The organism is Cellulomonas sp. SG140 (assembly GCF_025770785.1).
GTDB lineage: Bacteria > Actinomycetota > Actinomycetes > Actinomycetales > Cellulomonadaceae > Cellulomonas.
On the sequence record NZ_JANZLA010000004.1, the window covers coordinates 80,127 to 100,520 of the forward strand.

At 72.4% G+C, this 20,394-nt stretch carries 19 protein-coding genes; 7 read left to right on the forward strand and 12 right to left on the reverse strand.

The features are described 5' to 3' along the window. Position 1: 1 nt before the first annotated feature. The 9 genes from N0B34_RS09105 to N0B34_RS09145 all read right to left on the reverse strand — a co-directional run bounded on the left by N0B34_RS09105 (position 2) and on the right by N0B34_RS09145 (position 8,022). Positions 2-754, reverse strand: coding sequence for an ABC transporter permease (locus N0B34_RS09105; protein WP_263731057.1), 753 nt, complete (start codon positions 752-754; stop codon positions 2-4). After that, entirely contained in the window at positions 754-1,515 is a 762-nt protein-coding gene (locus tag N0B34_RS09110; protein ID WP_263731058.1) for an ABC transporter ATP-binding protein, read from the reverse strand. Before N0B34_RS09110 ends, N0B34_RS09105 begins: the two co-directional genes overlap by 1 nt. Next, positions 1,512-1,874 (reverse strand): DUF1048 domain-containing protein, encoded by a 363-nt coding sequence (locus N0B34_RS09115; RefSeq protein ID WP_263731059.1) that lies wholly within the window; start codon positions 1,872-1,874, stop codon positions 1,512-1,514. Before N0B34_RS09115 ends, N0B34_RS09110 begins: the two co-directional genes overlap by 4 nt. Further along, positions 1,867-2,196 (reverse strand): PadR family transcriptional regulator, encoded by a 330-nt coding sequence (locus N0B34_RS09120; RefSeq protein ID WP_263731060.1) that lies wholly within the window; start codon positions 2,194-2,196, stop codon positions 1,867-1,869. Before N0B34_RS09120 ends, N0B34_RS09115 begins: the two co-directional genes overlap by 8 nt. Positions 2,197-2,353: 157 nt before the next feature. After that, on the reverse strand, positions 2,354-3,784 hold the full coding sequence (locus N0B34_RS09125) for a dihydrolipoyl dehydrogenase family protein (RefSeq protein WP_263731061.1): 1,431 nt from the start codon (positions 3,782-3,784) through the stop codon (positions 2,354-2,356). 53 nt (positions 3,785-3,837) lie between these two features. After that, positions 3,838-4,470 (reverse strand): alpha/beta hydrolase, encoded by a 633-nt coding sequence (locus N0B34_RS09130; protein ID WP_263731062.1) that lies wholly within the window; start codon positions 4,468-4,470, stop codon positions 3,838-3,840. A 129-nt stretch (positions 4,471-4,599) separates the two neighbouring features. Then, a complete protein-coding gene (locus N0B34_RS09135; protein ID WP_318529977.1) occupies positions 4,600-6,123 on the reverse strand; it encodes a nitronate monooxygenase in 1,524 nt (507 codons plus the stop codon). A 192-nt stretch (positions 6,124-6,315) separates the two neighbouring features. Next, positions 6,316-7,083: an enoyl-ACP reductase FabI gene (fabI, locus tag N0B34_RS09140; protein ID WP_263731063.1), complete on the reverse strand. Its 768-nt coding sequence runs from the start codon at positions 7,081-7,083 to the stop codon at positions 6,316-6,318. 78 nt (positions 7,084-7,161) lie between these two features. Further along, positions 7,162-8,022 carry a helix-turn-helix transcriptional regulator gene (locus N0B34_RS09145; protein ID WP_263731064.1) on the reverse strand — a complete coding sequence of 287 codons (861 nt, stop codon included), beginning with the start codon at positions 8,020-8,022 and terminating at the stop codon, positions 7,162-7,164. A 101-nt stretch (positions 8,023-8,123) separates the two neighbouring features. Between N0B34_RS09145 and N0B34_RS09150 the strand changes: the two genes are divergently transcribed. Continuing rightward, complete coding sequence (locus tag N0B34_RS09150; protein ID WP_263731065.1) at positions 8,124-8,891, forward strand: SDR family oxidoreductase; 768 nt, start codon at positions 8,124-8,126, stop codon at positions 8,889-8,891. A 6-nt stretch (positions 8,892-8,897) separates the two neighbouring features. Here the strand turns inward: N0B34_RS09150 and N0B34_RS09155 are convergent, their stop codons facing one another. Together N0B34_RS09155 and N0B34_RS09160 are read right to left on the reverse strand one after the other, a co-directional pair. Then, on the reverse strand, positions 8,898-10,493 hold the full coding sequence (locus tag N0B34_RS09155) for an alpha-amylase family glycosyl hydrolase (RefSeq protein WP_263731066.1): 1,596 nt from the start codon (positions 10,491-10,493) through the stop codon (positions 8,898-8,900). A gap of 48 nt (positions 10,494-10,541) precedes the next feature. Continuing rightward, positions 10,542-11,705 carry an ROK family transcriptional regulator gene (locus tag N0B34_RS09160; protein ID WP_263731067.1) on the reverse strand — a complete coding sequence of 388 codons (1,164 nt, stop codon included), beginning with the start codon at positions 11,703-11,705 and terminating at the stop codon, positions 10,542-10,544. Between the two features lie 259 nt (positions 11,706-11,964). Between N0B34_RS09160 and N0B34_RS09165 the strand changes: the two genes are divergently transcribed. The 5 genes from N0B34_RS09165 (at position 11,965) to N0B34_RS09185 (ending at position 18,624) form a co-directional block, all read left to right on the forward strand. Beyond that, on the forward strand, positions 11,965-13,275 hold the full coding sequence (locus N0B34_RS09165) for an extracellular solute-binding protein (protein WP_263731068.1): 1,311 nt from the start codon (positions 11,965-11,967) through the stop codon (positions 13,273-13,275). 56 nt (positions 13,276-13,331) lie between these two features. After that, positions 13,332-14,300 carry a carbohydrate ABC transporter permease gene (locus N0B34_RS09170; RefSeq protein WP_263731069.1) on the forward strand — a complete coding sequence of 323 codons (969 nt, stop codon included), beginning with the start codon at positions 13,332-13,334 and terminating at the stop codon, positions 14,298-14,300. Next, positions 14,297-15,142 carry a carbohydrate ABC transporter permease gene (locus N0B34_RS09175; protein ID WP_263731070.1) on the forward strand — a complete coding sequence of 282 codons (846 nt, stop codon included), beginning with the start codon at positions 14,297-14,299 and terminating at the stop codon, positions 15,140-15,142. The genes N0B34_RS09170 and N0B34_RS09175 overlap by 4 nt, the downstream gene beginning before the upstream one ends. 99 nt (positions 15,143-15,241) lie before the next feature. Next, entirely contained in the window at positions 15,242-16,933 is a 1,692-nt protein-coding gene (locus tag N0B34_RS09180) for a glycoside hydrolase family 66 protein (RefSeq protein ID WP_263731071.1), read from the forward strand. Next, positions 16,930-18,624 carry an alpha-glucosidase gene (locus N0B34_RS09185; protein WP_263731072.1) on the forward strand — a complete coding sequence of 565 codons (1,695 nt, stop codon included), beginning with the start codon at positions 16,930-16,932 and terminating at the stop codon, positions 18,622-18,624. The genes N0B34_RS09180 and N0B34_RS09185 overlap by 4 nt, the downstream gene beginning before the upstream one ends. Positions 18,625-18,686: 62 nt before the next feature. Here the strand turns inward: N0B34_RS09185 and N0B34_RS09190 are convergent, their stop codons facing one another. After that, positions 18,687-19,250, reverse strand: a complete 564-nt coding sequence (locus N0B34_RS09190; protein WP_263731073.1) for a dihydrofolate reductase family protein — start codon at positions 19,248-19,250, stop codon at positions 18,687-18,689. A gap of 149 nt (positions 19,251-19,399) precedes the next feature. On the opposite strand from N0B34_RS09190, the gene N0B34_RS09195 reads away from it, so the two are divergent. Then, a complete protein-coding gene (locus tag N0B34_RS09195) occupies positions 19,400-20,383 on the forward strand; it encodes an RNA polymerase subunit sigma-70 (protein ID WP_263731074.1) in 984 nt (327 codons plus the stop codon). Positions 20,384-20,394 lie beyond the last annotated feature (11 nt).

Below are 20,394 nucleotides of genomic sequence, written 5' to 3' on the forward strand. Positions count from 1 at the left end.
GCTACGCCGTCTTGCGGTACAGCCGCATCGCCAGGACGTAGGCGACCACGGCCATGCCGGTGCACCAGGCGAGCGCCGTCCAGATCGCGCCGCCCACCGGCTGGCCGTCCATCAGGTGCCGCAGCGACTCGACGATGGACGTCACCGGCTGGTTCTGCGCGAACCAGCGGACCGGTCCCGGCATCGTGGCGGTCGGCACGAAGGCCGAGCTGATGAACGGCAGGAAGATCAGCGGGTAGGCGAACGCGCTCGCGCCGTCGATGGACTTGGCTGTGAGCCCGGGGATCACCGCGAGCCACGTCAGCGCCAGCGTGAACAGCGCCAGGATGCCGACCACGCCGAGCCACGCCGTGACCCCGGCGCTCGACCGGAACCCCATCAGCAGGGCGACGCCGACGATCAGCGCCAACGAGATGAAGTTCGACACCACGGACGTCACCACGTGCGCCCACAATGCCGCCGAGCGGCCGATCGGCATCGAGTGGAACCGCGCGAAGATGCCCTTCTGGGTGTCGGTGAAGATGCGGAATGCGGTGTACGAGACGCCGCTGGCGACCGCGATCAGCAGGATTCCTGGCAGCAGGTAGTTCACGTAGTGCCCGCCGCCCGCGGAGATGGCGCCGCCGAGCACGTAGACGAACAGCAGCATCATGGCGATCGGCGTGATCGCCACCGTGATGATCGTGTCCGGGCTGCGCAGGATGTGCTTCATCGAACGACCGGTCAATGCCGTGGTGTGGGAAAGCGCGCTCATCAGGCCGCCTCCTTCTTTCCGATGATGGCCAGGAAGATCTCCTCCAGGCTCGGCTGCTTCTCGACGTACTCCACCTGGGCGGGTGGGAACAGGGCCTTGAGCTCCGCGAGGGTGCCGTCGGCGATGATCCGGCCGCCGTGCAGGATGGCGATCCGGTCGGCCAGCTGCTCGGCCTCGTCGAGGTACTGCGTGGTGAGCAGCACGGTGGCGCCGGCGGCGGCCAGCTCCTTCACGGTCGCCCACACCTCGAGCCGTCCCTCGGGGTCCAGGCCGGTGGTCGGCTCGTCGAGGAAGATGACGGACGGGTTGCCGACCAGGCTCATCGCGATGTCCAGCCGGCGGGTCATGCCGCCGGAGTAGGTGTCCGCCCGCCGGTCGGCGGCGTCGGTGAGCCCGAACCGCTCCAGCAGCCGCCGCGCGATGCCGGCCGGGTCCTTCTGGTCCCGCAGACGGGCGATCAGCACCAGGTTCTCCCGGCCGGTCAGCATCCCGTCGACGGCGGCGAACTGGCCGGTCAGCGAGATGCTGCGACGTACCTGGTCACCGGCCTGCACCACGTCGTGACCCGCGACCCGCACCTCGCCGGCGTCCGGCTTCAGCAGCGTGGCGCAGATGTTCACCGTCGTCGTCTTGCCGGCGCCGTTGGAGCCGAGCAGCGCCACGATGTGCCCCTGCTGCACAGTCAGGTCGACGCCGTCGAGCACGGTCGTCGTCCCGAAGGACTTGCGCAGCCCCCGGATGTCGATCGCCGCGGCGCTCATCGCTGACCGCCGTCGAGCTTGTGGTGGATGTCCCGGTTCAGGGTCTCGTGCCACTTGCCGGTGTAGGTGGTGGCGTGGCGCAGCAGCTCGTCGGCGAAGGCGGCGACGTCGTCGCCGGTCACCTCGAGAACGGTCTTCCCCTCGGCGGCGCCGGACTCGAACAGGTCCGTCAGGTCGTTGAGGATGGCGAGGATGTCCAGGCCGGAACCCGCGGCGTACTTCCACATGTAGTGCTTGATCTTCTCGTAGACGAATGCGTAGTCCGCCGGCAGCGCCTTGACCCGCGCCTGCATCGCCTTGTACTCGCGCTTCTGGCGCGAGACGTCGCGCCAGTACGCGACGGTGATCCACTCAAACATTGCTGTGCCCCTTCAGCTGGTCGATCTTCGACGTGACGAAATCCCACCGTGCCCAGAAGTCCGCCAGCTCGGCACGACCGGAATCGTTGAGCGCGTAGAACTTGCGCGGCGGTCCCACCTCGGACGGCTTCTTGGTGACGACGACCAGGCCGTTCTTCTCCAGCCGCAGCAGGATCGTGTAGACGGTCCCCTCGACCACGTCGTCGAAACCCAAACCATTGAGCTTTCGTGTGATCTCGTAGCCGTACGTCTCCTCGCGCCCGATCAGCTCGAGCACGCACCCTTCGAGCGCTCCCTTGAGCAGCTCCGTCAGGCCCTTCATCGCCTCACCCCCTCTACTCGGTGTCGCTGGTATCCAGTAGCACTAGGTACCGGTACACAGTGACACCGAGTACCTCAGGTGTCAACAGGCGGCCGCCCCGCCACTGGAGGATGCGGGGGCGCGTCGGAGGGGGGTGCCCAGGTGCGGGGGCGCGCCCTCAGCCCAGCGCGTCGAGCAGCAGGTTGAGCCCCTCCGTCATGGTGGGGTGGGTCAGCACTGCGTCCCGCAGCTGCTGGTACGGCAGGTGCGCCAGCATCGCCACCTGCACCGCGGCGATGACCTCGCCGGCGTTCCCGCCCAGCAGGGAGACGCCGAGGATCTGGTCGGTGTGCGCGTCGACCACGGCCTTCCAGGTGCCGACCGTCTCGTGCAGGGTCTTGGCGCGCGGGATCGCGGCGACGGGGATCCGCGCCACCCGTACCTCGTACCCCTGGGCGCGAGCCTCGGTTTCGGTGAGGCCGACGCGGCCCAGCTCGGGGGTGATGAACACCGAGTACGGGATCAGCCGGCCGGCGGTGGTGGCCTCGCCGCCGGTGAGCAGGGTGCGCAGGATGCGGAAGTCGTTCCAGGAGGCATGCGTGAACTGCGGCGTGCCGGCCACGTCGCCGGCCGCCCAGACGTGGTCCCCGCTGGTCCGCAGGTGGTCGTCCACCTCGACGAACCCCCGCTCGGTCAGCCGCACGCCGGCGGCGTCCAGGCCGAGGTCCGCGGTGACGGGTGCGCGTCCGGTGGCGACGAGCAGCTGCGCGCCGCGGACCTGCGAACCGTCGGACAGGGTGACGACCACCTCGTCGTGACCCTGACCCGCGTGCCACGCCTCGTCGTGCCACAGGCCCGCGTCGACCGACTCGCGGCGCACCGCGACGGCCCTCGCGCCCAGCCGCACGTCCACGCCCTGCGCTCGCAGCACCGCCGCGACCTCGTCGGACACGTCCGGGTCCTCGCGCGGCAGCAGCCGGTCCGGACCCTGCAGCAGCGTCACCTTGCTGCCGAAGACGGCGAACATCGAGGCGAACTCGCACCCGATGTACCCGCCGCCCAGGACGACCAGCCGGTGGGGGATCGAGGTGAGCTGGAGGATCGTCTCCGACGTCCACGGGCCGGCCCCCGCGAGCCCCGGGACGTCCGGCAGCGCCGGCGTGGTGCCGGTGTTGACCACCACGTCGCGGCCGCGCACCCGCCGCACGTCACCCTGTCGGGTGCGGATCTCCACCGTGCGCTCGCCGACGAACCGCGCCGTGCCGAGCACGAAGTCCATCCCGGAGTCGTGGAACAGGTGCACGTGGGCGTCCACCATGCCGCCCACCACGGCCTCCTTGTGCGCCCGCAGCAGGGGCAGGTCCACGCGCGGGGTGCCATCGACCACGATGCCCATCGCCGCCGCGTGCCGCGCCGACAGCAGCGTGCGGGCCGAGCCGACCAGCGACTTGGTGGGGATGCAGGCGACGTTGATGCAGGTGCCGCCGATCTTGTCCCGCTCGACCATCACCACGGACCAACCGGCCTTGGCCCGGTCCATCGCCAACGACTTGCCGGCCTTGCCGCCACCGACCACCAGCAGGTCGACGTCCTCGATCGACGCGTCCATGACCATCCCTCCGCCGACGTCCACCACCCGCGACCGGGCGTGCGGTGACAGGTCTACAGGGCTTCGAGGAAGGTGGCGACGTCGGCCAGCTCGGCGGCGCTGACCGAGTGCGGCAGGCCGGCGTACACGCGCACGGTGGCCTTGGTGTGCGCCGGCAGCCAGGCCTGCGTGCGGGCGACGGCGTCGGCTGCGATAACTCCGTCTGCGTCACCGCGGCCGTAGAACACCGGCACCTCCCCGAGCTCGTCGTCGTGCGGCTGCTCGTAGGCCAGGACGAATCCGGAGAGCACCACGCCGGCGGCGAACCGCTCGGGACGGGCCCGCAGCAGCTGCGTCACCATCAGGCCGCCCTGCGAGAAGCCGAGCGGCACCACCGGGCGGTCCGCCGGCACCGTCTGGTCCAGCCACTCGAGGATCGCGGCCGTGGCGGCGTGCACAGGTTCGGGATCGGGGCTGCCGGGGGTGGTGATCGGGAACCAGGCGCGGCCCGGTGCGCCGGGGTACGGCGACGCGGCGAACGGCCCGGGCAGGGACGCCCAGCCGAGGGCGGCAGGCAGGTGGGCGGTGAGCCCGGGGAGGTCGCGCTCGTCGGAGCCGAAGCCGTGCAGCAGGAGCAGCAGCGGGGCGGGTGCCGGTGCGCCGCCCGTCAGGACGGCGGAGCGCTCGAGCTGCACGGGGAACGGCATGGCGGTCGGCTCCAAGATTGTCGGGACAACTATCGGAAGCGTACGCCGTGCGCAGGGATGGTCGGCGGGGCCTGCGGGATGGTCGGCCGGGAGCGGTGCGTGGGGTGGTGAGCGTCGGACGCGTCCGGCTCAGGCCGCGCCGAGGATCCAGTCGAGGGCCTGCCGGGCGGTCCACGTGCCGGGGTGGTCGGCGGCCAGACGGGCCGCGCCGTCGAGGTCGGACCCGAGGGTGACCAGCGCCGGCTCCCGGTAGCCGTCGGCCCGGGTCTGGCCCAGGCCGATGTCCGCGGTCAGCGAGTTGCACAGGCAGGTGCGCCCGACGGTGTCCTCCGCGACACCGCCCTTGCGGACGTACACGTGCACCGGCTCGGCCTTGCAGCGGTAGCCCACGGCGCCGTTGTCCCGCAGGAACGGCGTGCGCAGGTAGCCGAGGTCGCACAGGCGCTCGCGGGCGGCGACCACCGGCGGGTCCGAGAGGGTGCCGGGCAGCCGCGCCACCTTGAACGGGAAGCCGGTGGGCGAGGCGAGCGGGTCGGTGCGGACGGTGAGGGTGCCGGCGCGCAGGCGGGTCAGCAGGTCGTCGCGCAGGGCCGTGGTCAGCCCGGTCTCCTCGCACAGGGCGAAGACGGTGCCGACCTGCACCCCGGCGGCACCGGCGGCCAGCGCGGCGGCCAGGGCCTCCGGCGTCCCCTGCGAGCCGGCGAGCCAGAACGGCAGCCCGACGGCGGCGACCTTCGCCACGTCCGCCTCGTCCCGCGGGCCGAAGACCGGCTGGCCGTCGTCGTCGAGCACCAGCTGACCGCGCGGCGGCGCGTTGTGGCCGCCGGCGAGCGGCCCCTCGACCACGAACCCGTCGGGCCGGATGTGCGGGTCCTTGGCCAGGTACGACGCGAGGGCGTGCGCCGAGACGATGGCGAGGAACGCCGGACGACGAACGGGCGGCAGCTGCCCACCGAGCAGCGCCTGCGGGTCCAGGTGCACGGCGTGGCTCCCGCCGGCGGCCCCCGACACCTCCACCGGGAGGTCGACGGGCCGGTGCGCGGCCAGCTCGTCGAGCAGGTGCGGGATGTCCCGCGGGATGCCGGCGCCCATCAGCACGTGGTCGACGCCGGCGAGCATCGCGCCGTACACCGCCGTCGGCGTGGCCATCTGGATCTTCTCCAGCAGGTTGATGCCGACCAGCCCGTCGTGACCCTCCTTGGCCAACCACACCTCGACGAAGCTGCCGAGGATGCCCAGCTCCTGCGCGGGCCGACTCTGCCGCACGGCGAGCCGCGGCACCGGCGAGTACGGGGTGCCCGGGCGACGACCGCCGGCCAGGAAGTAGCGGGCCAGCACACGGTCGGCCACCGCGCGGACGGGGAAGGCGGCCAGCGCCCGGCGTGCCGAGCCGTCCGGGTCGCCGTCCTGCAGCCGGCGGGCCAGCACCAGGTCCAGGGCCGTGCCCGAGACGACGCCGAGCTGACCGGCGCGGGCGACGGACGACGCGACCTGCCACGAGGACACCGCGACGCCCATCCCGCCCTGGATCACCGTCGGCAGGGGACGTGGCAGGGAACGCGGCACGGGATCCGGCACGGCGTGGGGCACGGGGTTGGGAGGGGCACCGCGCAGCGTCGGGGCGGAGGCGGGCACATCGGCTTGGGCGGTCACGAGGACCCTCTCCGCAGGTTACGGTGGCGTAAGTTACGTCACCGTAGGTTGAGGGTCGGGACGATGGCGCGTGACCTACGTCCTGAGACCGCCGGTCTCACGTTCCGAACGGTGTCGGCCTCGTCACTCTCGCGACGGGGTGACCCGCGGGCGGCTCATGCTCGCGAGGCCGTCACGCCCGCGACGGGCCGGTCACTGGCCCATCGCGTGCACGCCACCGTCGACGTGCACGATCTCGCCGGTGGTGGCCGGGAACCAGTCGGACAGCAGCGCGGCGACCGCCTGGGCCGTCGGCACCGGGTCGGTCATGTCCCAGCCCAGAGGGGCGCGGTCGGACCAGCGACCCTCGATCGTCTCGAAGCCCTGGATCGACTTGGCGGCCGTCGTCCGCACCGGTCCGGCGGAGACCAGGTTGCAGCGGATGCCGCGGGGGCCCAGGTCGCGGGCCAGGTAGCGGGAGGTGGACTCGAAGGCGGCCTTGGCCACCCCCATCCAGTCGTAGACCGGCCACGCGAACTGCGCGTCGAACGTCAGCCCGACGATCGACCCGCCGGTGCCGAGCAGCGGCAGGCTCGCCACCGCGAGCGCCTTGAGCGAGTACGCCGAGACGTGCAGGGCCGTGGCCACGTCGTCCCACTGGCCGGTGAGGAAGTTGCCGCCCAGCACCGACTGCGGGGCGAACCCGATCGAGTGCACCACGCCGTCCAGGTGGTCGGTGTGCTCGCGCAGCCGGACCTCGAGCGCCGCCAGGTCCTCGTCGGACGTCACGTCGAACTGCACCACCGGTGCCGCGACGGGCAGTCGCCGGGCCATCACCTCGGTGAGCTTGTACTGCCGGCCGAACGAGGTGAGCACCACGTCGGCACCCTGCTCCTGTGCCAGGCGTGCCACGTGGAACGCGATCGAGCCCTGCGTCAGCACGCCGGTGACCAGGATCTTCTTGCCGTCCAGCAGACCCATCAGGTGACATCCGTTCGGTTCGAGTCGGGCTTCCCGGGGGTCATCCTGACAGGAGCGCGGTACCGGCCCCAGTCGCGTCTACGCCGTACCCACCGGCGGGCCCGCCGTGAACGCCTGCGTGCCCAGCACGGACAGCAGCCGCAACCGGCCCTCCGCCTCGCTGCGCGGCGCCGCGGTGAGCACCAGCAGGGTCTGCGACCCGTCCTCCGTGAACAGCACCTGGCAGTCCACCTCGATCGGGCCGACCTCCGGGTGCAGCAGCACCTTGTGGTCCTCGAACCGCCGACCGACCTCGTGCCGTGCCCACAGCGCGGTGAACTCCGGGCTGATCCGGGTCAGCTCGCGCACCAGCCGGTCGGCCTTGGCCCGGGTCGACGCGACGCCGTGGGCCGTCCGCAGGCCCGCCACCATCGACCGGCTCTGCCGCTCGTGCGCCTCGGGCGGGTAGAGGCCACGGTCGTCCGGGTGCGCGAACCAGCGGTAGATGCCGCTGCGCTCCAACCCGGTGAAGGCCGTCTGGTCGCCGAACAGGGCCCGAGCCAGGGGGTTCTGCACCAGTGTCTCGTTGAGGGACGTCAGCACCAGGGCCGGCGAGTCGGTCAGGCGGTCCAGCACCCGCAGCATGCCGGGCGAGACGTGCTCGCTGGCGGCGTCCCGGTCCGGGGCGGCGTGCCCGGCGACGCGGTACAGGTAGTCGCGCTCGGCGTCGGTCAGCCGCAGCGCCCGCGCCAGCGCGGCCAGCATCTGCGTGCTGGGCTGCGGTCCGCGGTGCTGCTCGAGGCGGGTGTAGTAGTCGGTGGACATGGTCGCCAGCTGGGCGACCTCCTCGCGACGCAGGCCCGGGGCGCGGCGGCGCGGGCCGGCCGGCAGGCCGACGTCCTGCGGCTGCAGCTGCTCGCGGTGACGGCGCAGGAAGTCGGCGAGGGCAGGACGGTCCACCGCGTCATGGTGCGGCACGACCCGGTGCTGAGCCAGGGATCGGCGGTCCCTGGACGACGGCGGCCTGGAGCACCCAGCGCGCCCGACGAAGACTCGACGGCATGCAGATCACCGGAAACACCGTCTTCATCCCCGGCGCCACCAGCGGCATCGGTCTGGCGCTGGCGCTCCGTCTCCAGGCCCGCGGCAACACCGTCATCGTCGGCGGCCGACGCACGGAGCTGCTGGCGTCGATCGCCGCCGAGCACCCCGGCCTCGACACCGTGGCGATCGACACCGCCGACCCGGAGAGCATCACCGCAGCCGCGGCGCAGGTGCTCGAGCGCCACCCGGACCTCAACGTGCTCATCACCATGGCAGGGATCATGCGGGTCGAGGACTGGCACACCCCGTCCGGGTTCCTGGCCAGCGCCGAGGCGATCGTCACCACCAACCTGCTGGGCCCGATCCGGCTGATCGCCGCCTTCGTCGAGCACCTCGCCTCGCGCCCGGACGCCACGATCATGACCGTCTCCTCCGGTCTGGCGTTCGCCCCGCTGCGCGTCACCCCCAGCTACAACGCGACCAAGGCCGCGATCCACATGCTCAGCGAGAGCCTGCGGCTGCAGCTGGCGGACACGTCCGTCCACGTCACGGAGCTGGAGCCGCCGTCGGTGCGCACCGAGCTGATGCCCGGCCAGGCGAGCAGCGAGTTCGCCATGCCGCTGGACGACTTCGTCGACGAGGTGATGGACCTCATCGAGGCGGACCCCGACGCGCACGAGCTCCAGGTGGAGAACGTGAAGTTCCTCCGGTACGGGGAGGCGCGGGGCGACTACGAGCAGGTCGTGGCGACCCTGAACCGCCTCGACCCGCACGCCGCCGCCTAGGGCCGGCTAGGACTGGTCGAGCTCGACCACCAGCGCCTGGTTCGCCTCGAGGTCCAGCGCGGCGAGGTCGACCGCTGTGCCGGGTGTCGGCCCGTGGCTGGCGATCAGCACCCGGCCGGCGGTCGGTCCGGAGAGGGTCACGTGCCGTCCGGCGTCGGCGAAGTTGAGCAGGACGACGAGCGTCGCGCCCTCGGCCGACCGGCGGTAGGCGTACACGTCCGGGCCGGCGTCGAGCGCCGCGTAGTCGCCGCCGACCAGGCACGGATGCGTCCGACGCAGCCGCAGCAGGTCTCGGTACAGGCTCAGCAGCGAGGCGGGGTCGCCGGTCTGGGTCGCCACGTCGACGCCGACCGGCGGCACCGGCCGCCACGGCACGCCCGTCGTGAAGCCCGCACCGGGTTGGGACAGGTCCCACTGCATCGGCGTGCGCAGCGGGTCGCGGCCGTTGGGGTCGGTGGCGAGCTCGGCCGGGACGGGGACGTCCGTCATGCCGATCTCCTCGCCGTAGTACAGGAACGTGGCGCCCGGCAGCGTGGCGAGCATCACCGCGGCGACGCGTGTGCGCGGGTCCGGCTGACGCAGCGCGTAGCGGGTTGCGTGCCGGGGGATGTCGTGGTTCGACAGCGCATGCGTCGGCCAGCCGCCCACCGCCAGCACGTCCGCCATCTGCTCGCCGCCCGCCCGGAACGCGTCGGCGCTCCACGGGTTGCTCCAGAACCCGAAGTCGAAGACCAGCGGCAGCTCGTCACCGCTGCCGTGGTACGCCAGCCGCCGCCCGGGGTGGTGCACGCCGACCTCGCCGACCAGCACGGTCCCGGGGTACTCGTCGGCCACCGCCCGGATGCCGCGCAGCACCTCGTGCACGAAGGGGTCGCCCATGCTCCGGTGCTGCCGGTCGTCCAGCTGCGTGGCGATCCGCAGGTGCGCGACGTCCGCCGGGTTGTCCCGCAGCAGGGCGTCCTTGCCGAGCCGGTGCGGTGCGTCGATCCGGAAGCCGTCGACCCCCCGGTCCAGCCAGAACCGCAGCACCGCGTGCATCGCCTCGCGCACGGCCGGGTTGCGCCAGTCGAGGTCCGGCTGCTCGGCCGTGTACGAGTGCAGGTAGTACTGACCGGTGGTCGGGTCGAGGGTCCAGGCGGGGCCGACACGTGCGAACGCGGACAGCCAGTTGGTGGGCGGGCCACCGTCCGGCGCCGGGTCCCGCCAGACGTAGAAGTCCCGGTAGGGGTCGTCGCGGGCGCTGCGCGACTGCTCGAACCAGGGGTGCTGGTCGGACGTGTGGTTGGGCACGTAGTCCAGCAGCACGCGCAGGCCGCGCCGGTGCGCCTCCTCGACCAGGTGCTCGGCGTCCGCGAGCGTGCCGAACCGCGGGTCGACGTCGCAGTGGTCGGCGACGTCGTAGCCGAAGTCGACCATCGGCGACCGGTAGATCGGGGACAGCCAGATGGCGTCGACGCCCAGGCTGTCCGGCCTGCCGGCGAGGTGGTCGAGGCGCTGCACGATGCCGCGCAGGTCCCCGACGCCGTCCCCGTCGGAGTCCATGAAGCTCAACGGGTAGATCTGGTACACGGTGGCGTTGCGCCACGACTCGGTGCTGACCACCCCGCCATCGAACCCCCGGACCACGGGCCCCGCGCGTCCGGCGGAGCGTCAGGGCAGGGTGGCCAGCACCGTGCGCTGGATGGCGACGGCGGCCGCGCCGCGGGCCCACAAGGTCGGGTCGTCCTTGACCAGGAGCAGGTCGACGTCGCTCGCCTCCGGGTTGCGGTGCTCGCGGATGCTCGCCACCAGCCGGTCCCAGCCCACCTCGGCGAGCCGGATCCCCTCGCCGGTCAGCACCACGCGCTGCGGCTGGGCGATGTTCACCACGTCCGCGATCAGCACGCCGAAGGCCCGGGCCGCGTTGCCGACGATCTGGTCGGCGATCGGGTCCGCCGCGACGGCCAGGTCGAGCACCTCGTCGTACGTCAGTGCCCGGCCGGACGCCAGCGCGGCCTGCGTCTGGATCGCGTCCATGGACAGCAGCGCGTTGGCGCAGCCGCGGTGGCCGTCGGGACAGGCCGGGCCGAGCGGGTCGAGCGGGAAGTGACCGAGCAGGCCGAGGCCGGAGTCGCGGCCGTGCACCAGCCGGTCGTGGATCACCAGGCCGCAGCCGACCGCGGCGCCGATGGTCAGCGCGACGAAGTCGCTGACGTCCCGGCCGGCACCGAACCAGTGCTCGGCCTCCATCAGGGCGTCGAGGTCGTTGGCCAGCACCACCGGCAGGCCCAGCCGCTCCCGCAGCAGCACGCCGAGGTCGACGTCCCGCCAGCCGAGGAACGGCGCGCGCCCCACCCGCACGTCCTCGCGCACGATGCCACCGAGCCCCACGCCGACGGCGCACACGCACGCGTCCGGCCGGCCCTCGCCGACCTGCGCGACCAGCCGGGCGAGCAGCTCGACCACCGCCTCGGGCCGGTGGTCCTCGACGGGGACGTCGGCGGCGTGCACGATGTCCGCCCGCAGGTCGGTCAGCGCCGCGAACGCCCGGGTGCCGGTCAGCTTGATGCCGACGAAGTGGTCCAGGCCAGGGTCGACGTCCAGCGGCTGCAGCGGGCGGCCGCCGTTGCGGGCGGCGGGGTCGGTGGGGTCGTCCACCTCGTGCAGCACGCCGGTGTCGATCAGCGGCTTGGTCAGCCGGGTCAGGCTCGGCGTCGACAGCTCGAGCCGCTGGGCCAGCTCCGTGCGGGCGAGCGGGCCGTGCACCAGCACCTCGAGGGCGACCCGACGCTCGGACACGGACAGCTGCGTCCACCGCGACGGTGTGGCGGGCATCGGCGCTCCCCTGGTTCGACGTCGGACGACGTGGCGACGTGGCGACGACGCCAGATTATGCCGCAACGGAACGATCCTCGGCCACCGTCCCGTGATCGGAACGTGACTTCACCTGGCTTGACGGATGTCTGGCCGTCTGCCACTTTGTGTTGGCACGAAGAAAACACGCCACGGATGACCGTTGCCGGACAGCTCCGGCGGGGGCAGGGTTCGCCGCAGGCGTGGCGAGACGATGACGTCCCAACACCGGAGGCCGACGATGTTCAGCACCGCCCGAAGGACCGCCCTGACCGCCCTCGGGGCGGCCACGGCCCTCGCTCTGACCCTCACCGCCTGCAGCTCGGGCGGTGGTGCGGGCGCCGCGCAGACGCCCATCGCGTCCGCGGGCGCCACCATCTCCGGCACCGTGACCTTCTGGCACGCCTACTCGGCGGACTCGCAGGAGGTGAAGACGCTCGAGACGGTGATCATCCCCAAGTTCGAGCAGCTGCACCCCGGCGTGAAGGTGACCGACGTGGCCGTCCCCTACGACCAGCTGCACCAGAAGCTGGTGACGGCCGTCGCCGGCGACACGCTGCCCGACCTGGTCCGCTCCGACATCATGTGGGTCCCCGAGCTGGCCGACCTCGGCGTCCTGGTGCCGCTCGACCAGCAGCTGCCCGACTTCAGCACCTACGCAGGCCAGGTCTACAAGGGTGCGCTGGCGACCAACGCCTGGAAGGGCCACTACTACGGCCTGCCGCTGGACACGAACACGCGGGTCCTGCTCTACAACTCGGACGCCCTGGCCAAGGCCGGCATCACCACGCCGCCGGCGACGTTCGCCGACCTGCGCGCCGACGCCCCCAAGCTGACCGCGGCCGGTGTGTCCACGTTCGCGGACAACAGCACCTCCGGGTGGAACGTGCTGCCGTGGATCTGGAGCGCCGGCGGTTCCGTCACCGACGACAAGGTGACCAAGGCGACCGGCTACCTGAACTCGGCGGCGTCCGTCGCCGGGGTGCAGCTGCTGGTGGACCTGTACAAGCAGAAGGCGATCCCGGACATCATCCTGGGCGGCACCGGCGGCACCGCCACCTCCGACGGGCTGGCGACCGGCAAGTACGCCACGATCCTCGACGGCCCGTGGATGTACCCGATCTTCGCGTCGCAGTACCCGCAGTTCCAGCTCAAGGCGGCACCGGTGCCGTCCGGTGACGGCGGCAGCATCTCCGTGGTCGGCGGCGAGTCCGTGGTGCTGACCAAGTCCTCGAAGAACAAGGACGCGGCGGCGGAGTTCCTGCGGTACCTGCTGTCGCAGGACGCGCAGCTGGCGATGGCCAAGGTCGGCCAGATGCCGGTGCTGTCCAACCTGGGCGACCAGCTGACCAGCATCAACGCCTACTACGGCCCGTTCGTCACGCAGCTGGCCAACGCCCGGCCCCGGACGCCGACCCCGGCCTGGCCGAAGATCGACGACATCCTCAAGGCGCAGATCCAGAAGGCGCTGCAGGGCGACGTCAGCGTGCAGGACGCCCTCGACCAGGCCGCGGCGCAGATCGACCCGCTGCTGGCCAAGTACGCCGGCTGACGCGCACCGGCTGACCTGATCGACCGCACCACCCCGACCAGCGGAACGGACCGACCATGACCACCACCACCCCGGCGATCGGGTCGGTCCCCCGCACCGCCCCCGGCGGGACGGACCGGCGCAAGCCCGGTTCGCCCCGCCGGCGGGCGGGCTGGGCGGGGCTCGTCTTCATCGTCCCCGGCTTCGCGCTGTACCTGCTGGTGATCGGCTGGCCGGCGGTGCAGGCGCTGCTGATCAGCCTGCGCGACTACAAGATCACGCCGGGTGCCGAGAGCCCCTGGATCGGGCTGGCCAACTACACCCGGGCGCTGCACGACCCGGTGCTGGCCCGCTCGTTCGTCAACGCCGGCGTCTACATGCTCACCACGGTGCCGACCCAGATCCTGATCGGCCTGGGGCTGGCGGTGCTGCTCGACACCGTCCTGCCTGGTCGCACCCTGTTCCGGGTGCTGTTCTACCTGCCGGTGGTCACCAGCTGGGTGGTGGTGTCGCTGCTGTTCCAGTACCTGTTCGCCACCGACCACGGCGTCGTCAACTGGTTCCTGGTCGACGTGCTCGGCGTGGTGGGGCACCCCGTCAACTGGCTCGGGCAGCGGTGGACGGCGATGGTCGCCATCGGGGCGCTGGGCGTCTGGAAGGGCGTCGGCTGGTCGATGCTGATCTTCCTGGCGGCGCTGACCGGCGTGCCGCGCGAGCTGCACGAGGCGGCGGCGCTGGACGGCGCCGGTGCCTGGCGGCGGTTCCAGCACGTGTCGATGCCGTTCATCCGGCCGACCATGGTGACGGTGGTGATCCTGCTGGTGATCGGCGGGTTCAACGTGTTCACGTCGGTGCTGCTGATGACCAACGGTGGCCCACTGGACCAGACGCAGGTGCCGCTGACGTACATGTACCGGCAGGCGTTCGGGTACCTCGACTTCGGGTACGGGTCGGCCATCTCGTTCCTGCTGACGGGCCTGGTGCTGGTGATCGCCGGCCTGCAGTACTGGTGGGCGCGCCGCACGGCCGACGGGGGTGCGAAGTGATCGCCGGGCCGCGCTCGCGGCGGGTCACCGTCGCCGGTGTGCGGTACGCGCTGCTGATCGGTGCGGCCGTCGTGCTCGCCCTGCCGTTCGGCTACATGGTGTCCACGTCGCTCAAGGCGCACACCCTGCTGCTGGAGTACCCGCCGCGGCTGATCCCGAAGAGCCCGACGCTGGACAACTACGCCCAGGCGTGGGGGGCCAACAACTTCGGCCGGTACTTCCTCAACTCGGCGTCGGTGGCGGTCGCGACGACGGTCGGCACCGTGCTGCTCGCCTCGATGATGGCCTACGGGTTCGCCCGGTTCCGGTTCCCCGGCAAGGGGATGCTGTTCGGCACGGTGGTGGTCGGGCTGACCATCCCGACGATGCTGCTGATCATCCCGCAGTTCCTGCTGGCCAAGAACCTGGGCCTGCTGGACTCGCTGCCCGGCCTGGTGCCGTTCTACGTCGGCACGCAGATCGCCTTCTCGACCTTCCTGCTCCGCGCCTTCTTCGAGCAGATCCCGATGGAGCTCGACGAGGCGATGGTCATCGACGGCGCCGGCGCCTGGCGGCGGTACTGGAACCTGGCGATCCCGCTGTCCAAGCCCGCGCTGGCCACGGTGGCGATCTTCACGTTCCTCGGCAGCTGGGACGAGTTCGTCTGGGCGCTGACCGTGATCAACGACGTGTCCAAGCGGACCCTGCCGATCGGTATCGCGCTGTTCCAGGGGCAGCACGGCACCTCGTGGGGGCTGGTGTTCGCGGCCTCGGTGATCGCCGTCGTCCCCGTCATCGCCGTGTACGTGACGTTCCAGCGCCAGCTCGTCGCCGGGCTGACCAACGGCGCCCTGAAGAGCTGACCCGCCGGCCCCGCCACGTCCCCCGCGGGCCATCCCACCGACCCCGTCCGTCACGACCCTTCCCGCCACTACCGAGCACCCCCGGGGTGCAGGAGCACCATGCCCACGTCATCCGTCCCGCCCGCCGCCCGCGACCTGCTGCCGACCAAGGCGCGTTACGCCACCGACCAGCCCGTGCTGGTCGAGGTGCGCGGTGCCGTCAGCGGCGTGCTGCAGGTGCACCACCTCGGCGAGCTGGTGCGCAGCGCGCCGGTCACGGGGGCCGGCGTCGTCGACCTCGGCACGCTGCCGGCGGGCGGGTACGGCGTCCGGCTCGTGCCGTCGCCGGACCGGCCGGAGGCGTCCGTCGACTCGGACGCGCCGGACGCCTCGGGTGCACCGTCGGTCGCGTCGGACGCCGCTGCACTGCGCACGGCCGTCCTGGTCACCGACCGACCGCGGGCCCGGATGCGGTACGGGTTCGTCGCCTCGTACGGCCAGGACAAGGACGTCGCCGGCGTCGTCGACCTGGCCCGCCGGCTGCACCTGGACGCCGTCCAGCTCTACGACTGGGCCTACCGGCACGCCGACCTGCTCGGCGGGGGCCCGGAGTACCAAGACGCGCTGGGCCAGACGATCTCGCTGGCCACCGTCCGGCGCCTGGCCGCGGCGCTCGCGGACGCCGGCAGCGACGCGCTCGGCTACGCCGCGGTGTACGCGGTGGGCCGTGACGAGTGGGCGGCCTGGGCGCACCGGGCGATGCTGCGCACCGACGGCGAGCCGTGGACGCTCGGCGACTTCCTGTGGCTGGTGGACCCCGCCGCCCGGGACTGGCAGGAGCACCTGGTGGCGGACCTGCAGGGCGCCGTGCGGGAGCTGGGGCTCGCCGGGTTCCACCTGGACCAGTACGGGTTCCCGCGCCGCGCGCAGCTGGTGGACGGGACGCCGGTGGACCTCGCCCGGTCGTTCCGATCGTTCCTCGAGGCGGTTCGCACCGGGCTGCCGGAGCAGCGGCTGGTGTTCAACAACGTCAACGACTTCCCGACGTGGGCCACCGCCGACGCCCCGCAGGACGCGGTGTACATCGAGGTCTGGCCGCCGCACACCACGCTGTCGTCCCTGGCCGAGGTGGTGACCCGCGCCCGTGCGGCGGGCGCCGGCCGGCCCGTCGTGATCGCCGCCTACCAGCACGTCTACTCCACGGCGCCGGCCGCGGAGGCCGACCAGGCGACCGCCCTGACCATGGCCACCCTGTTCTCGCACGGCGCGACGCAGCTGCTCGCCGGCGAGACCGGCCACGTGCTGGTCGACCCGTACTACGTCCGCCACCACGCCGCCGAGGCGTCGACGCTCGCGCTGCTGCACCGCTGGTACGACTTCCTGGCCGAGCACGACGAGCTGCTGCTCGCACCGCAGGCGGCCGACGTGACCGGGGCCTGGGTCGGCGCCTACAACGAGGCGCTCGATGTGACGTACCCCGATGCGCCGACCAGCAGCGATGCAGTCGCAGGGACCGTGTGGCGGCGGGTGGTGGACGTCGACGGGCGGCTGGTGATCCACCTGGTGAACCTCGTCGGGCAGGGTGACACCGAGTGGGACGCGCCGCACCAGCCGCCGGGCGACCCCGGTGCGGGCGTGCTGCGGGTGCGCCGTGCCGGATCCGCGCTGCCGAGCGTGCTCGTCGCCGACCCCGACGGCACCGGCCACCTCACGCCGGTCCCGGTGGTGCCGGACGGCGAGCACGCCGCCGCGACGCTGCCCCCGCTGGGCACCTGGCAGCTGGTGGTCGTGGACCTGGACGGTGCCCGGTGAGCGCCGAGCCGTGGTGGCGCTCCGCCGTCGTCTACCAGGTGTACCCGCGCAGCTTCGCCGACTCGGACGGCGACGGCGTCGGCGACCTGCGCGGTATCACCGCCCGCCTGGACTACCTCGCCACCCTCGGGATCGACGCGATCTGGCTGTCCCCGGTGTACGCGTCGCCGCACGCCGACAACGGGTACGACATAAGCGACTACCAGGCGATCGACCCCATGTTCGGCACGCTGGCGGACCTCGACGAGCTGATCGCCGGCGCCCACGAGCGGGGCATCCGCATCGTGCTGGACCTCGTCGTGAACCACACCTCCGACGAGCACGCGTGGTTCGTCGAGTCCCGGTCCTCCCGCACCAACCCGAAGCGCGACTGGTACTGGTGGCGACCGCCGCGGCCCGGGTTCGTCGGCGGCACGCCCGGTGCCGAGCCGACCAACTGGGGCTCGTTCTTCTCCGGCCCCACGTGGACGTGGGACGAGGCGACGGGCGAGTACTACCTGCACCTGTTCGCCGCCAAGCAGCCCGACCTGAACTGGGAGAACCCGCAGGTCAGGGCAGCGATTCACGCGATGATGCGGTGGTGGCTGGACCGGGGGGTCGACGGCTTCCGGATGGACGTCATCAACCTGATCTCCAAGGACCCGGCGCTGCCCGACGGCGTCGTCGCGCCCGGCGCCGCCCACGGTGACGGCTTCCCGCACTACGCCACCGGGCCGCGCATCCACGAGTTCGTCGCGGAGATGCACCGCGAGGTGCTCGCCGACCGCGACGACCTGCTGACCGTCGGCGAGATGCCGGGCGTGACCTGGGAGCAGGCGCGCCTGTTCACCGACCCGTCCCGTGGTGAGCTCAGCATGGTGTTCCAGTTCGAGCACGTGTCCCTCGACCAGGGGCGCACCAAGTTCGACCCGGTGCCGCTGTCCCTGCCCGCGCTGAAGCAGTCGCTGGCCGGCTGGCAGGAGGGGCTCGGCGACGTCGGCTGGAACAGCCTGTACTGGTCCAACCACGACCAGCCGCGTGCCGTGTCCCGGTTCGGGGACGACGGGCGGTGGTGGCGCGAGTCGGCGACGGCGCTGGCCACCGTGCTGCACCTGCACCGCGGGACGCCGTTCGTCTACCAGGGCGAGGAGCTGGGGATGACGAACGCGCCGTGGGAGCACGTCGACCAGCTGCGCGACATCGAGTCGATCAACTTCTACGCCGAGGCGCTCGCGGCGGGGGTACCGGCTGCGACGGCATTCGAGGGGCTGCTCAGCCGCGGCCGGGACAACGCCCGCACGCCGATGCAGTGGGACGACGGCCCGCACGCCGGGTTCAGCACCGGCACGCCCTGGCTGCCGGTCAACCCGAACCACCGCTGGCTCAACGCCACCGCGCAGATCGGTGCCGACGGCTCCGTGTTCGAGCACTACCGGGCGCTGATCGCGCTGCGGCACAAGGACCCGGTGGTGGCGCTCGGGGCGTTCCGGCTGCTGCTGCCGGACGACGAGCACCTCTGGGTGTTCGAGCGCACCCTCGACGGCTACCCGCCGCTGCTGGTGCTGTCGAACTGGTCCGGCACCGACCTCCCGCTGCCGGCGGGCCTCGACGGCTGGGCCGATGCCGAGCTGCTGCTCGGCAACTACCCCGACACCGTTGCGGTGGACGCGCCGCTGCGCCCGTGGGAAGCGCGGGTGCTCCGCCGGCGCTGACCGTCCGGGTGCGGCACGGGTCCGGTGCCGACCGCCCAGCCGCCGGCACCGGACCGCCCGGATCAGCGCTCGCGCCGGTGCGTGGTGAGCACGGTCTCGCCGAGCTGCTCCACCGAGCCGAGGGTGAGCTGGGCCGGGCGCCGATCCGGCTCGAACAGCCGTCGGCCCGTGCCGGCCAGCGTCGGGAAGGTGAGCAGCCGGTACTCGTCCACCAGGTCGTGCGCGACCAAGGTCCGCGCCACGTCGATGCTGCCGAGCACCAGCACGTCCGACCGGTCGCGCAGGCGAGGCACCTCCTCGACCAGGTCACCGGCGAGCAGGGTCGACCGGTCCCAACCGCTGAGGTCGGGCGTCCCACGGGACACCACCACCTTCTCGATCTTGTTCATCGCGAGCGAGAACGGGTCCGTCCGGGTCGGCCACAGCTGGCTGAACAGCTCCCACGTCCGCCGGCCCAGCAGCAGCGTGCCGGTCTCGAGCAGCGGCCCGAGGCGGAACACGTCACCCGCGATGGCCTCTGGTCCGAACCGGAACGCCCAGCCGCCGCCGGCGGTGCCGCCGGACCCGTCCGGGTCCTCCACCACGCCGTCCAGCGTGCTGAACTCGATGATGATCACCTGGTGCATGTCGCTTCCCTCCCGGCCCCGGGGGCCGTGCTCTCGTCCTGACACCGGGTGATACCGGCGGGCCGGCGCAGACTCATCGGTGGGTGAGGGCACGCTCTGGTGCGGGGCGGCGGGCCGCGCTCGCGAGGCGGAGAACAAGGGGGTCGGGCGTGGCGGAGGTGACGACGGGCGAGGGCCTCGTCGCGGCGGTCGAGCCGTTGCGACGAGAGCTCGTGGTGCACTGCTACCGCCTGCTCGGCTCGGTGCACGAGGCGGAGGACGCCGTCCAGGAGACGATGCTGCGCGCCTGGCGCGCCGCCGAGCGGTACGACGCGGCGCGCGCCTCCGTGCGGACCTGGGTGTACTCCATCGCGACGAACGTCTGCCTCACGGCGCTCGACGGACGCGCACGCCGCCCGCTCCCCTCGGGTCTCGGTGCGCCGAGCGCCAATCCGGACGCCGTTCTCCGACCGGACCTCGACGTGCCGTGGCTGCAGCCGCTGCCGGACCGGTACGTGCGCACCGAGGCGCAGGACCCGGCGGAACGGTCGGCGGCCCGCCGCAGCGTGCGGCTCGCCCTGGTCGCGGCACTGCAGCTGCTGCCGCCGCGGCAGCGTGCGGCGCTCGTGCTGCGGGACGTCCTCGCGTTCAGTGCTGCCGAGGTCGCGGCCCAGCTGGGCACGTCCACCGCCTCGGTGAACAGTGCGTTGCAGCGGGCGCGGGCCACGATCGCGACGGCCGCCCCCGAGGAGGACCAGCTCGGCGACCCGGACGACGGCTCCGTCCGTGACCTCGTCGAGCGGTACGTCGCGGCCTTCGAGGCGGCAGACGTCGACGGGCTGGTGCAGCTGCTCACCGCCGACGTGGTGCTCGAGATGCCGCCGGTGCCGCTGTGGTTCCTCGGCGCCGAGGACTACGGCAGCTTCATCGCGCACATGTTCGCGAGGCGCGGCACGGGGTGGCGGATGCTGCCGCTGCGGGCGAACGGTCAGCCGGCCGTGGCGGCCTACGCCCCGGACCCCGACGGCGGGCACCGGCTCCACACGCTGCAGGTCCTCACCGTCGGGCCGCTGGGGATCGAGCGGAACGCGGTGTTCCAGGACGCGCAGGTGTTCGCGGCGTTCGAGCTCGCCCCCGAGCTGCCGACGCGCTGACCGGCAGCCCC